We start from the raw sequence: 13147 nt of genomic DNA, 5'->3' as shown, positions 1-13147 counted from the left end.
GGGCGCGATGGACGCAGCCGTGCCGAACCATCTCGCCGATCCGCCGGCGATCGTCCGCGACGCCGCCGATCTGCGGCCGGCGGGGCGCGGCGGCACGCTGCTGCCGCGCGGCTATCTCGGGACGCGGGGCAGCCAGATCGTCGATGTGGCGGGCCGGCCGGTGCGGATCGCCTCGATCGGCTGGAACGGCACCGAAGGGCCGCCCGGCGCGGCGCCGTCGGGGATCTGGAAGGTCAGCTACCGGACCGTGCTGGATTCGATCGTCGCCGCGGGATTCAATGCGGTGCGGATTCCCTGGACCGATATCGGGCTCGACACGCCGCTGCACGGCTACAGCGACCGGCTCGGCTGGATCAACACCACGCTCAATCCCGAACTGCTGGCGAGCGACACGTCGAACGCGCGGGGGCGCTATCGCTACGTCACCACGCTGGTAGCGTTCCAGCGCATCGTCGACTACGCCGGCGACATCGGCCTCAAGGTGATCTTCAATCACCACACCAATCAGGGCACCGCCGGGCAGCAGCGCAACGGGCTGTGGTTCGATCTCGGCCCCGGCACCGACAACACCGACGGCATCGTGCCGGGCCGGGTGACGGCGGCGCAATTCAAGCAGAACTGGCTGCGCGTAGCGAAGGTCTTCGCCGGCAACCCCACCGTGATCGGCTACGATCTGCACAACGAGCCGAACGGCGATCGCGGCCACATCACCTGGGGCGGCGGCGGGCCGACCGACATCAAGGCGATGTGCGAGGACGTCGGCTCGGCGATCCAGGATGTCAGTCCCGACGTGCTGATCATCTGCGAAGGTCCGGAGACCTACCGGCCGCCGCCGGCATCCTCGGGGATGGACCCGCGCCATGCCGCCCCCGCCGGCAATCTCACTGCCGCCGGCGCCAATCCGGTGAAGCTGCCGATCCCGAACAGGCTGGTGTATTCGATTCATGAATATCCCGAAGAGATCGCCGATACCAAGCGTTGGGGCATCCCCGAAACCGGCAAGGGCTTCATCGACCGGATGAACCACACCTGGGGCTATCTGGTGCGCGACGACATCGCGCCGGTCTGGATCGGCGAGATGGGCGCCTCGCTGCGCACGCCCGAGACCCGCGAATGGGCGCGCAATCTGCTCGACTACATGAACGGCAAATACGGCGCCGAGGGCGGTCCGACGTTTTCGGGCGATCAGCAGCCGGTCAGCGGAAGCTGGTGGCTGATCGGGCCGTCGAACGACCCGCCGTTCGGCCTGCAGACCGAATGGGGCGTCGGCCATTATCGCCCGGACCAGATCGCGATCACCGACCAGATGCTGTTTCGGCCGCGCAAGTAGAGCGCTTCATCGCTTGATTGAAGCAACGCGGCATTCGCGCGTGCGGAGTCGTCATCCTGAGGTGCGAGCGCAGCGGGCCTCGAAGGATGACGGCGGTGATTCCATCAAAACAGAGCTGCTCTAAGAAGGTCGCTGAATCTGGATCCGTCATGCCCGGCCTCGTGCCGGGCATCCACGTCTTGCAATGGTGCCGGGTCCGACGGCGTGGATGGCCGGGACAAGCCCGGCCATGACGACATCGATCAGTGAACCGGATCAGCGCGTCTGCGTCAGCAGCAGATACATCGCGTAAGGGTTGGTCCGGAGATAGCGCATCCCGAGCCGGCGCGGCTCGAGCGCCATCCGCCACAGCCATTCCAGGCCGACGCGCTGCATCCACTGCGGCGCCCGCGGCTTCGATCCCGACAGGAAGTCGAACAGGCCGCCGGAGGTCTTGATGACGCCGACGGTGGTCAGGCGGTGGCGATTCCGGCCGATGAACACCTGCTCGCGCGGCACGCCCATCGAGACCCAGAGAATGTCCGGCGCAAGCTCGGCGATCCGCTGGCAGGCGGCGATCTCCTCGGCCTCGCTGGCGAAGTAGCCGTTGCGGCGGCCGACCAGCCTGACCTGGGGATAGTGCTTCCTGACCCATTCCGCCGCGCGATGGTTCGAGGTCTCGTCGGCGCCGAGCATGAACATCGTCGCGCCGCGTGCGCTGGCCTCGCGCGCGACGTCGTGAAACAGGTCGGTGGTGGCGACGCGCTCCGGCAGCGGGGCGTCGCATTTGAAGCGCGAGACGAAGACGTGCGGCATGCCGTCGGCGTGGATCGCGTCGGCCTGCAGAAACATCGCGTGCTCGGACGGATCGACCGCGCAGCGATAGGTCACCTCGCCGTTGGTCGACGTCATGTAGGCGGGATAGCGCCACAGCCCGCGACGCTTCAGCGCCTCGTCGACCATCGCCGTCGCGGTCTCGATGCGGTCGGCGACCACGATCGGCAGGCCGCCGATGATGTTGCGCTTCCAGTGCTGGAACCGATTGCGCCGGCGATCGCCTGCGACGCGACGCTCGCCGAACGGCAGTTCGGCGAGCGAGGCGGGAATCGAGAACGGCGCGACGCGGCGATCCAGATCCCGCCGCTCGCCGGGCGCAGGGTTCGGCGGACGGCCGGCAACTTGCACGTGGGGCATTGCGGATTCCGATGGTCGCTGCTGGTTCAAGACGGGCTGTTCGATCATTTCAAATAGAACAATTAGCTCATCTTAGTGACCTTGCAATCGCCACTTAACCGTTTCCATTCAACAAGGTAAAACGGTTAAATGTTCGGTGCGAAGAAGGTCGATGATTTCGGTCGGATGTGCCGTGCTGTGACAGCTTTGTGCCGGGCACGACCCGGCGTGCCAGGATGATGCACCGGCGCATTCGCCGCGTCAGGCGGTGAGCCGGTGCTCCCAGGCCAGCGCGTGCCGCACGATGGTTTCCAGATCATCGTAGCGCGGCGTCCAGCCCAGCAGGCTTTTCGCGCGATCGTTCGCCGCCACCAGCGCTGCGGGATCGCCGGCGCGGCGGCCCTGGAGGCGCACCGGGAAATCGACACCCGAGACGCGCTTGACCACCTCGATCACCTGCAGCACCGAATAGCCGCTGGCATAGCCGATGTTGCAGGTGACGCTGGGATTGCCGGCGCGCAGGTGGCGCAGCGCGTCGAGATGCGCCGCGACGAGATCGGCGACATGGACGTAGTCGCGGATGCAGGAGCCGTCCGCGGTCGGATAGTCGGTGCCGAACACGTCGAGCCCGTCGCGCTTGCCGAGTGCGGCCTGCACGGCGATCTTGATCAGGTGCGTGGCGTTGGGCGACGACTGCCCGGCGCGGCCGTCGGGATCGGCGCCGGCGACGTTGAAGTAGCGCAGCGCCGCGTAGCTCAGCGGATGCGCGCGGGCGACGTCGCCGAGCATCCATTCGACCATCAGTTTCGAACGGCCATAGGGATTGATCGGCTGCGTCGGCTGATCCTCGCCGATCGGATTGCGGTCGGGTTCGCCATAGACGGCGGCGGTCGACGAGAACACGAAGTGCGGGACGCCCCGCTGCACCGCGCAGTCGATCAGCGTGCGGGCGTTGGCGGTGTTGTTGCGATAATAGGCGAGCGGATGCGCGACCGATTCCGGCACCACGACGCTGGCGGCGAAATGGATGATCGCCGCGATCGGATGGCGATCCATGACGTCGCCGACGAAGCCGGAATCGCCGACCGAGCCCCGAAAGAACGGTACGCCCTCGGGCACGGCGCTGCGCAGCCCGGCGGAGAGATCGTCGATCACCAGCGGTCGTTCACCGGCAGCCTGTAACGCCAGTGTCATATGGCTGCCGATATAGCCGGCGCCGCCGGTGACGAGGATGTACTTGTCCATCTCGGGCTTTCCGTGGCTGGCGTCCGCGGGCCGTCGGACGGTCAGGGGCTGGCGTTGCTGTGGAACCGGACGCGACTGCTCGCAATTGCCACGCCCCAGGTCAAGCCGATCAGCATGAAATAATGCCGCCAGTGATCGGTATCGATAATGAAGCTTTCGAGCAGGGTCACGATCAGCGTCGCCACGATGGCGATGTACGTGCGCTGCCAGGGCGTGCGGACGAAGACGTTGCGCAGCCCGTAGGCCGCGGTGATGAACACCAGGGCCGGATAGAGAATGCCGCTGATCCAGCCGCCCGACATGAACGCGTTGAGGAACGAATTGTGGGTGTCCTCGGGAAAGAACCGCCGGAACTGCAGCGGCCCGATCCCGGTCGGATAGTCCAGCGCCATCGCGGCGCCGAGCAGATGCCGGCCGAACCGGCCGAACCGGCCGCTGTCGTAGGGCTGCGCGAAGCTGGCGCGCTCCTTGAACAGCGCGTCGATCCGGTCGAACGACAGCAGCACGGCGATCGCCGCGACCAGCACCAGGCCGGCGAGCGCCGCCAGCATCACGATCCGCAGCCGCCGCTGCTGGGTCGGCGCGGTGACGAACATCAGCGCGATCGTCAGGATCGATGCGCCGGCGAGCGTGCCCCATGCGGCGCGCGAGAATGCCAGGAAGATCGCCAGCGCGATGATGCCGAACGCGACCGCATTGCGCATCGCGCTCCAGAACGAGCCTTCGATCACCCGCTGCAGCGCGTAGACCGCCGGAAAGATCAGGAACGCGCCGAGCACGTTCGGGTCCTTGAAGGTGCCGCGCGCGCGCCCCGCATAGGTCAGCAGATCGGTGGCGCCGGGGATCAGATTGAAATAGCCGGCGATCCCGGCCAGCGATGCGATCAGCCCGCCGACCAGATAGCCCCTGGCGAGCGCCTCGATCCGGTCGGCGGTGTTTTCGAGCGTCACCAGCGCGAAGAAGATCGCGGTGATCGCCATGTACCACGAGGTCAGCAGCCAGTTCAGGATGATCGGATCGTCGAGCAGGGAACTGGCCCCGATCGTGTAGCCGAGCTCGACGCCGATCAGCAGCGCGATCGGCACGATCAGCGCCGGCGCGATCCGCAGTCCGGAGGCGAAGAACACCACGATCGACAGCAGGATCGCGAATTCATACGGGCTCGGTTCGATGAACACGATCGCGCCGCTGGCGCCGGCGAACCACAGCAGCGCGAGCTGCAGCGCCCGCAATCGTGGCGCCGTCGCCCGGGAGGGTGCGGCCGTGATGGCAAAGTCGGTCATGGCTGCAACCTTGCGTCGACGGCTGGAACACTTCGTTAACGCCGGCGCACGGCCCGGGCGGCACGCGGTGCGGAGGCACGCGGTCGCTTGCACGGGGCTGTCCGCCTCGCTTCGAGTGTAGGAAAACGAGATTAACGCTGGCTTATCGTGATTGCGGCACCATGGCACTGCTGCGACGCGTCGGCTTGCAATTGGCCGTCGGGTTGCCGATATTTCCCGTTGCGCCGATGCACGATGGGAGACGCCGGATGCCTTCCCTGCCCGAATGGAATGTGCCGGCCGCGCTCCGGCCGCGCGCCGCGGACTTTCCGTTCGATCTCGATCGTGTGCTGTCGGCGGTGCTCGGCCTGCACGCGATCATCCCGTCCGACGCGTTCACCGCGACCACGCTCGGCACCGAGCGCGCTGGCAACGCCGTCCTGATCGACGACGGCCTGCTGCTGACCATCGGCTATCTGATCACCGAGGCGGAAGCGGTCTGGCTGCATCTCGGCGACGGCCGGGTGGTCGAGGGCCATGCGCTCGGCATCGATTCCGATAGCGGCTTCGGCCTGGTGCAGGCGCTCGGCGGGATCGACCTGCCGCCGCTGCCGCTCGGCAATTCCAGCGCGGCGAAGACCGGCGATCGCGTGATCATCGGCGGCGTCGGCGGACGCGTTCGTTCCGTCGCGGGGCGGATCGCGGCGCGGCAGCCTTTTGCCGGCTACTGGGAATATCTGATCGACGACGCGATCTTCACCGAACCGTCACATCCGAACTGGGGCGGCACCGGGTTGATCTCCGCCAGCGGCGAGCTGATCGGCATCGGCTCGCTGCAGATCGAGCGCAGCGGTAGCGACGAGCACTACAACATGGCGGTTCCGATCGATCTCTTGAAGCCGGTGCTCGGCGATCTGCGCAAATTCGGCCGGGTCGACAAGCCGCCGCGGCCGTGGCTCGGGCTGTATTCGACCGAGATCGAGGACAGGATCGTCGTCGTCGGGATCGCGCCGAAGGGGCCCGCCGCGCGCGCCGAGCTGAAATCGGGTGACGTGGTTCTCGCCGTCGCCGGCGACAAGGTGACGAGCGAGGCGGAATTCTATCGCAAGGTCTGGGCGCTCGGCGCCGCCGGCGTCGAAGTCCCGCTGACTCTGTTCAGCGGCGGCGCCACCTTCGACGTCGTGCTGCATTCGGCGGACCGCGCCATGTTCCTCAAGGGTCCGCGGATGCATTGAGGGGCGGCTCGGCGCGAGACCGGGAATCCCTGAGCGACACGTCATCGTCTAAGTTCGTCATTCCGGGATGCGCGCACTTGCGCGCAGACCCGGAATCCATACGCCCCGCGCCAGTGAAGGGTAAGGCGTTGGATGCTCTCGAATGTCATCGACGCCCGGGGCTATGGATTCCGGGTTCGCATCACCGCGCGTAAACGCGCGCCGATGCGCCCCGGAATGACTGGGGGGCGTCGATATTCGTCCTACTTGCCCGGAATCCTGTCGTTGATTCCCTGGACGAAGAAATTCATGCCGAGCACCTGGCTGTCGTCGAGATGGTCGCCGCCCTTGCATTCGATCTCCTTGCCGTCCTGGTCGCGGATCGGGCAGGCGAACGGCTTGATGCTACCGTCGATGATTCCGGCCTCGGTCTCGGCCGCGAGCTTCTTCACGTCCTCCGGCATGTTGGTGTAGGGCGCCATCAGGATCATCCTGTCCTTCAGCCCGCCCCAGGTCGCGCCCGAGGTCCACTCGTTGGCGAGCGCCGCCCGGACGCGCGCGAGGTAGTACGGCGTCCAGTCGGCGACGATGCCGGTGAGCTGGGCCTTGGGGCCGAACTTGATCATGTCGGCATTCTGCGCGAAGGCCAGCGCACCGCGCTCATTGGCCACCTGCATCGCCGCCGCGCTGTCGGTGCTCTGCATGATCACGTCGGCGCCCTGATCGAGCAGCGCCTTCGCGGCGTCCGCTTCCTTGCCGGGATTGAACCAGGAGTCGACCCAGACGATCCTGATCTTGATGTCCGGGTTGATCTTCCGCGCCGCCAGCATCGTGGCGTTGATGTCGGAGATGACCTCCGGCACCGGGAACGAGCCGATATAGCCGATCACGCCCTTCTTCGACATCCTGGCGGCGATCGCCCCTTCGATGGTCCGGCCCTCGTAGAACCGGCCCGAATAGGTCGCGACGTTGGCTTCGCGCCGGGTGCCGGTGGCGAGTTCGAATCTCACACCGGGATATTTCTTCGCGACCTTGATGGTCGAATCCATGTAGTCGAACGAGGTGCTGAAGATCAGCCTGTTGCCGGCGCGCCCGAGCTGCTCGATCGAGCGCTCGGCGGCCGGGCCTGCGCCGACGTTTTCGAGCGCGGTGGTCTCGACCCGGTCGCCGAATTCCTTGACGATCGCCTTGCGCGCCTGATCGTGCTGATAGGTCCAGCCGAAATCGCCGACCGAGCCGATATAGACGAAGCCGATCTTGAGCCGGGCGGGCTTGTCCTGCGCCGCGACGCCGGTCGCTGCTGCGCAGCCCGCCGCCAGAACCAGCGCTGCGGCTGCAATCGACTTTCTCATCGGCTTCTCCAACTTCGCCCGCGGCCGGGCCCACCCACGCAGAACGCCCAACCTATCCGAAAAATGCCGCCGGCGCGATGCGTCATCCGATCGTCGGCTTCACGCGCTACGCCAAAACCTGTACCAAGGGAATCAGAATGGCTGTTCGCTTGATCATCATCTGGCTGGTGTTGGCCGCGGGCTTCGGCTGGGCCGCGTGGTTCGTCGCGCGTGCGCCGCGCCGGGCGCTGTGGGTGCGGATCGGCGTCGCCGCCGTGCTGCTGGTCGCCTGCGGCGTGTCGTTTCTGATGTACGGCGCCGATCTGGAAAAGAACCTCGGCTCGGTGATTCTGTATTTCGTGGTGTGGAGCTCGGTGTTCGGTCTGTCGGCCGCCTGCGCCGGCACCATCCTCGGCACGCTTGCCGCCTTGCTGATCGGCTGAGCGCCGCCTTCATCCGGTCCGCCCGATGCTCTATGCTGCGATCGATTCCGATCGCGGAGCAGCACGATGGCCGCCACGACGTCTTCAGCCTCCGCTACGATCGCGGCCGAACCGGCGCCGATCACGCTCGACTGGGCGGCGACGGCTTTGCTGATCATCGACATGCAGCGCGACTTCCTGGAGCCGGGCGGCTTCGGCGAGACGCTGGGCAACGACGTCGCGCGGCTCGGCCGCGCGGTCGGGCCGATCGCGTCGGTGCTGGCCGCGGCGCGGGCGATCGGGCTGCTGGTGGTTCACACCCGTGAAGGCCATCGGCCGGACCTCGCCGATGCGCCGCCGGCCAAGCTGGCGCGTGGCGCGCCGTCGCTGCGGATCGGAGATCCCGGGCCGATGGGCCGCATCCTGATCCGCGGCGAGCCGGGACACGACATCATTCCGGAGTTGTATCCGCGCGCGGACGAGATCGTGATCGACAAGCCCGGCAAGGGCGCGTTCTACGCCACCGAGCTCGGCGACATCCTGCAGAAATACGGCATCGAAAATCTGCTGGTGTGCGGGGTGACCACCGAAGTCTGCGTCAACACCACGGTGCGCGAAGCCAACGACCGCGGCTATCGTTGCGTGGTCATCGGCGACGGCTGCGCGTCGTATTTTCCTGATTTTCACGAAGCCGGGCTCGCGATGATCAAGGCGCAGGGCGGTATCTTCGGGTGGGTTGCGCAGTCCGCCGCGGTGCTGGCGGCGATGGCGACGATGATCGAGCCGTGAGGCCTCGCGCATCGCACGCCCGATCACCAGGTGTTGACGAAACCGGCGCGCGGCACCGGGGTTGTTTCTGCCGGCGTTCGCACTGAAAGGAACCTGCATATGAGAACTCATTCCGCTGCGCGGCTTTTGTCCGCCGCCGTACTGTCGGGCTCGTTGGCGATGATCTCGACGGCGAGCCTTGCATCCGGCGCGTTCGACGGCATGGCCGGCTATTGGAACGGCAGCGGCAAGGTGGAGCTGTCCGACGGCTCGACCGAGCGCATCCGCTGCCGCGCGTCCTATGCGGTGGCCGGCGGCGGCCGCCTGCTGCAACAAACCCTGGTGTGCGCGAGCGCGAGTGCAAAGTTCGACATCACCAGTCATGTCGAGGAAAACGGCGGCCGGATCTCCGGGACGTGGACCGAAGCGAGCCGCAACGCCAACGGCCAGGTCACCGGCACGGCGCGCGGCGGGCGCGTCAACGCGCAGGTCGGCGGCCCGGGCTTTTCGGCCGCGCTGTCGGTCACGACCCGCGGCGCGTCGCAATCGGTCTCGATCGTGCCGCAAGGCACCAATGTGCGCAACGTCTCGGTGTCGCTGAAGAAGCGCTGAGCGTAACAAGTCCATCGCTGAAGTTCGTCATTGCGCGGAGCACCCGGATAGCGCTCCGCGCCGTCCGGGCACAGGCTCCGCGATGAAGCAATCCAGGGACCCGGTGCGCGCCGCCCCTGGATTGCTTCGCTTCGCTCGCAATGACGAAGTAAGCCCGGCCATGACGAAGTAAGCGGATAACGCGGCATGGGCGAAATAGCGCGGCTTTGCTTCTGATGGAATCAGAACCGGCGATCCGACTGCCGCCGTCATCCTGAGGTGCCCGCTGGGCCGCGCTGTGCGCGGCCCAGCGGGCCTCGAAGGATGGGCCGCAGGCACCTTGGCCGCATCCTTCGAGGCGCGCGACGCGCGCACCTCAGGATGACGACTCTGCACGGGAGAAGGCCGCGCCGCTTCAACCAATCGATGAAGCGCATTAGTCCAATCGTCTACGTGTCTCTATTGCTTGCCTTCTTCATCGCTCTGTTTGCCACTTTCTCTTCATGAATTTTCGGACAGGTCGTTCGCGCGCGCCGCGTAGTCGTGGGCGCATCGATCTCATTCGGCGGCCCTCTCTGTCCAAAGATTAATTCGCCAAACAGCTCTGCGTAATGTCGGTCCACTATATTCCAGCGAGTAGTTCACGCCCCGTTCACCACTCACTGGAGCCTCGCCATGAATCAAAATGAGACGGATCGCAACGACATCGACTACACCCCGAAATCGGATTCGCAGCTGCGCCGGATCATGAAGCCGCGGCGCTTTGCTCTGCTGGCGTCTGCCGCAGCACTGAGCGCGGCTCTGGTCACCGGCGGATATATGACGCACGAGTTTCCGTCGTTCGCGTCGCCCGCGGTCGCGGCCGAAGCAGCTGCGCCCTCCGGCATGCCGGCCGGCTTCGGCGATCTCGTCAGCAAGGTGAAGCCCGCGGTGATCTCGGTGCGCGTCAAGATCGACGAGGACAGCCGCACCACGCCGCTGATCCGCAACGACGGCAGCGACGACAACGGCAATCAGGGCATGGATCGCGACCTCGATCAGCAGCTCAGTCCGTTTCTCCGCCAGTTCGGCTTCCGCGGCCAGAACGGCACGCCGCAGCGTCATCAGATGATCACCGGCGAAGGCTCCGGCTTCTTCATCTCGCCGGACGGCTATGCGGTGACCAACAATCACGTCGTCGATCACGCCAAGTCGGTGCAGGTCACGACCGATGACGGCACCGTCCACACCGCCAAGGTCGTCGGCACCGACAAGAAGACCGATCTGGCGCTGATCAAGGTCGACGGCAAGAACGACTTCACCTATGTGAAGTTCGCCGACCAGCCGGCGCGGGTCGGCGACTGGGTGGTCGCGGTCGGCAATCCGTTCGGCCTCGGCGGCACCGTCACGGCCGGCATCGTCTCGGCGCGCGGCCGCGACATCGGCTCGGGTCCGTATGACGACTACGTGCAGATCGACGCGCCGATCAACAAGGGCAATTCCGGCGGGCCGGCGTTCGACACCAGCGGCAACGTCATCGGCGTCAACACCGCGATCTATTCGCCCTCCGGCGGCTCGGTCGGCATCGGCTTCGACATTCCGGCGGCGACCGCCAAGCTCGTCATCGCGCAATTGAAGGACAAGGGCGTGGTGACGCGCGGCTGGCTCGGCGTGCAGGTGCAGCCGGTGACCGCCGAGATCGCCGACAGCATGGGGCTGAAGCAGGCCCGCGGCGCGCTGGTCGACAGCCCGCAGGACGGCAGCCCGGCCGCCAAGGCGGGGATCGCCGCGGGCGACGTCATCACCGCGGTGAATGGCGCGGAGATCAAGGACTCCCGCGCGCTGGCGCGGACCATCAGCATGATGGCGCCGGGCAGCGCGGTGAAGCTCGACGTGCTGCACAAGGGCGACAGCAAGACCGTGACGCTCGATCTGGCCGAGATGCCGAACGAGAGCGCGAAAGTCGCGGACAACGGCAATGCCGGGCGCGAGTCCGGCCGGCCCTATCTCGGCCTGCGCGTCGCGCCGGCCAGCGAGGTCGGCGGCTCGGGCCAGAAGGGCGTCGTCGTCACCGGCGTCGATCCGGAAGGCCCGGCGGCGGATCGCGGGCTGCGCAGCGGCGACGTCATCCTCGACGTCGGCGGCAAGGCGGTCGCCAATTCCGGCGACGTCCGCGGCGCGCTGACCCAGGCCAGCGCGCACGGCAAGAAGACCGTGCTGATGCGGGTCAAGACCGCGGACTCCGCCGCGCGCTTCGTCGCGGTGCCGATCGCCAAAGGCTGATCGAAGTCCGCATCTCCGACACGCCAAGGGCGGCCGCGACGCCGCCCTTGGTTCGTGCTGCACGCCCGATGCGACGCCGAGCGGCGCGGTGCTGTCAGCGCCATCGGGCGCCTGCGATCCGCAGATGGAACTTTTCGGCGGGCGGTCACTTGGTTGGTTCCGAAATCGATGTCGCGGCCTGGCTGCCGGTGGGCCGGTCGGCAGTCGCGGATCGACGCGACCGAGATCCAGCCGACCCGACGGAATCTGCCGTGAACGCGCGCCTTCGCAAACTCTACGACGATCTCTCCGACACGTTCTGGCTCGTTCCAGCGCTGCTGGTGCTGCTCGGCACCGTCGCGGCGTTCGGCGTCATCGACATCGATCGCAGCGGGATGGTGCCGCCCTGGCTGCTGGAGAACTGGCTCTACAACGGCGGCGCCACCGGCGCGCGCACCCTGCTCGGCGCGGTGGCATCGTCGACGATCGGCGTCGCCGGTACGGTGTTCTCGATCACCATCGCGGCGCTGTCGCTGGCCGCGGGGCAGATGGGGCCGCGGCTGCTGCGCAACTTCACCCGCGACCGCGGCAACCAGATCACGCTCGGCATCTTCCTCGGCACGTTCTGCTATGCGCTGATCGTGCTGCGCAGCGTCCGCACCGAAGACGAGGGCGCCTTCGTTCCCCACCTCGCGCTCGGCGTCGGGATTGCGCTGGGCTTCATCTGCGTCGCCACGCTGGTGTATTTCGTCGACCACATGGCCAGCCGGATCAATGTCGACACCGTGATCGGCCTGGTCAGCGACGACGTCCGCCGCGTGATGAGCGGACTTGCCAACGGCGAGCCGCATCCGGCGCCGCCGCCGGCGGCGCATTGGCGCGACGCCGAGCCGATCCGCGATCCACGCGCCGGATATCTGCATCATCTCGACGAGGACGGGCTGGCGACCTGGGCGTGCGAGCAGGAGGCCGAGATCCGCCTGCTGGTGCGCCCCGGGGACTACGTCTTTCCGGGTGCGCCGATCGCGCTGATCAAGCCGCCGCGCGAGGGCGCGGAAGAGGCCGTCCGCAACGCGACGGCGCTCAGCCCGACGCTCAGCTCGTCGGACGATCTGCGCTTCGCGATCCGGCAACTGGTCGAGGTCGCGGTGCGCGCGTTGTCGCCCGGCATCAACGATCCGCACACCGCGCTCAGCGTGCTCAACCGGCTCGGCGCCGCGTTGTGCGACATGCAGCCTTTGCAGTTGCGGAACGGCGTTGTGGTCAGGCAGGGGCGCATCGTGCTGATAGTTCCCTACGTGCAGTATGACGAACTGGTCGACGCGATGTTTCACATGATTCGGCAGAACGCCGCCGGCAAGCCCGCGGTGCTGATCGGGATACTCGAGGTGCTGACCCAGGTGGCGGGCGTCGAACGCGATCCGCCGCGGCTCTCCAGCGTGCGCAAACATGCCGATCTGGTGATGGCCGACGCCGAGCGCGAGGTCGGCTCGACGGACGATCTCGCCGATGTTCGCAGCCGCTATCGGGCGTTCATGGAGGTCGTCGAACTCGGCCCGCTCGGTCCGTTCAAGCTGTAGCGGCGGGCGTT

At 66.9% G+C, this 13147-nt stretch carries 11 protein-coding genes; 7 read left to right on the top strand and 4 right to left on the bottom strand.

Annotated features, from left to right (window positions below; translation table 11 throughout):
* Positions 1 to 7 precede the first annotated feature (7 nt).
* Positions 8 to 1330, top strand: coding sequence for a glycoside hydrolase family 5 protein (locus ACTZWT_RS18470; RefSeq protein WP_444771138.1), 1323 nt, complete (start codon positions 8 to 10; stop codon positions 1328 to 1330).
* A 255-nt stretch (positions 1331 to 1585) separates the two neighbouring features.
* On the opposite strand, the gene ACTZWT_RS18465 is transcribed toward ACTZWT_RS18470, so the two are convergent.
* The 3 genes from ACTZWT_RS18465 to ACTZWT_RS18455 form a co-directional block, all read right to left on the bottom strand.
* Positions 1586 to 2503 (bottom strand): WecB/TagA/CpsF family glycosyltransferase, encoded by a 918-nt coding sequence (locus tag ACTZWT_RS18465; protein ID WP_444771137.1) that lies wholly within the window; start codon positions 2501 to 2503, stop codon positions 1586 to 1588.
* Positions 2504 to 2743: 240 nt separating this feature from the next.
* A complete protein-coding gene (galE, locus tag ACTZWT_RS18460; RefSeq protein ID WP_444771136.1) occupies positions 2744 to 3727 on the bottom strand; it encodes a UDP-glucose 4-epimerase GalE in 984 nt (327 codons plus the stop codon).
* A 41-nt stretch (positions 3728 to 3768) separates the two neighbouring features.
* Entirely contained in the window at positions 3769 to 5010 is a 1242-nt protein-coding gene (locus ACTZWT_RS18455) for an O-antigen ligase family protein (protein WP_444771135.1), read from the bottom strand.
* Between the two features lie 248 nt (positions 5011 to 5258).
* Here ACTZWT_RS18455 and ACTZWT_RS18450 point away from each other — a divergent pair, with 248 nt between their 5' ends.
* Entirely contained in the window at positions 5259 to 6224 is a 966-nt protein-coding gene (locus ACTZWT_RS18450) for a S1C family serine protease (protein ID WP_444771134.1), read from the top strand.
* A gap of 242 nt (positions 6225 to 6466) precedes the next feature.
* Here ACTZWT_RS18450 and ACTZWT_RS18445 read toward each other — a convergent pair whose 3' ends face one another.
* Positions 6467 to 7555, bottom strand: a complete 1089-nt coding sequence (locus ACTZWT_RS18445; RefSeq protein WP_444771133.1) for a BMP family ABC transporter substrate-binding protein — start codon at positions 7553 to 7555, stop codon at positions 6467 to 6469.
* A 137-nt stretch (positions 7556 to 7692) separates the two neighbouring features.
* On the opposite strand from ACTZWT_RS18445, the gene ACTZWT_RS18440 reads away from it, so the two are divergent.
* The 5 genes from ACTZWT_RS18440 (at position 7693) to ACTZWT_RS18420 (ending at position 13136) form a co-directional block, all read left to right on the top strand.
* The gene (locus tag ACTZWT_RS18440) at positions 7693 to 7977 is read left to right on the top strand and encodes a hypothetical protein (protein ID WP_444771132.1); all 285 of its coding nucleotides are present in this window, start codon (positions 7693 to 7695) and stop codon (positions 7975 to 7977) included.
* Positions 7978 to 8043: 66 nt separating this feature from the next.
* Positions 8044 to 8745, top strand: coding sequence for a cysteine hydrolase family protein (locus tag ACTZWT_RS18435; RefSeq protein ID WP_444771131.1), 702 nt, complete (start codon positions 8044 to 8046; stop codon positions 8743 to 8745).
* A 99-nt stretch (positions 8746 to 8844) separates the two neighbouring features.
* A complete protein-coding gene (locus ACTZWT_RS18430; RefSeq protein WP_444771130.1) occupies positions 8845 to 9336 on the top strand; it encodes a hypothetical protein in 492 nt (163 codons plus the stop codon).
* A gap of 654 nt (positions 9337 to 9990) precedes the next feature.
* The gene (locus ACTZWT_RS18425; protein ID WP_444771129.1) at positions 9991 to 11577 is read left to right on the top strand and encodes a Do family serine endopeptidase; all 1587 of its coding nucleotides are present in this window, start codon (positions 9991 to 9993) and stop codon (positions 11575 to 11577) included.
* A gap of 251 nt (positions 11578 to 11828) precedes the next feature.
* Positions 11829 to 13136 carry a DUF2254 domain-containing protein gene (locus tag ACTZWT_RS18420; RefSeq protein WP_444771128.1) on the top strand — a complete coding sequence of 436 codons (1308 nt, stop codon included), beginning with the start codon at positions 11829 to 11831 and terminating at the stop codon, positions 13134 to 13136.
* Positions 13137 to 13147 lie beyond the last annotated feature (11 nt).

The organism is Rhodopseudomonas sp. NSM (assembly GCF_052445935.1).
GTDB lineage: Bacteria > Pseudomonadota > Alphaproteobacteria > Rhizobiales > Xanthobacteraceae > Rhodopseudomonas.
Note: the sequence above shows the minus strand (reverse complement) of the source record. Positions and strands in the feature narration are given on the sequence as shown.

Bases quoted from the DNA above. Each gene is read 5' to 3' on its own strand.
- ACTZWT_RS18470 (WP_444771138.1), top strand. From the start codon at position 8: ATGGACGCAGCCGTGCCGAACCATCTCGCCGATCCGCCGGCGATCGTC.
- ACTZWT_RS18465 (WP_444771137.1), bottom strand. From the start codon at position 2,503: ATGCCCCACGTGCAAGTTGCCGGCCGTCCGCCGAACCCTGCGCCCGGC.
- galE (WP_444771136.1), bottom strand. From the start codon at position 3,727: ATGGACAAGTACATCCTCGTCACCGGCGGCGCCGGCTATATCGGCAGC.
- ACTZWT_RS18455 (WP_444771135.1), bottom strand. From the start codon at position 5,010: ATGACCGACTTTGCCATCACGGCCGCACCCTCCCGGGCGACGGCGCCA.
- ACTZWT_RS18450 (WP_444771134.1), top strand. From the start codon at position 5,259: ATGCCTTCCCTGCCCGAATGGAATGTGCCGGCCGCGCTCCGGCCGCGC.
- ACTZWT_RS18445 (WP_444771133.1), bottom strand. From the start codon at position 7,555: ATGAGAAAGTCGATTGCAGCCGCAGCGCTGGTTCTGGCGGCGGGCTGC.
- ACTZWT_RS18440 (WP_444771132.1), top strand. From the start codon at position 7,693: ATGGCTGTTCGCTTGATCATCATCTGGCTGGTGTTGGCCGCGGGCTTC.
- ACTZWT_RS18435 (WP_444771131.1), top strand. From the start codon at position 8,044: ATGGCCGCCACGACGTCTTCAGCCTCCGCTACGATCGCGGCCGAACCG.
- ACTZWT_RS18430 (WP_444771130.1), top strand. From the start codon at position 8,845: ATGAGAACTCATTCCGCTGCGCGGCTTTTGTCCGCCGCCGTACTGTCG.
- ACTZWT_RS18425 (WP_444771129.1), top strand. From the start codon at position 9,991: ATGAATCAAAATGAGACGGATCGCAACGACATCGACTACACCCCGAAA.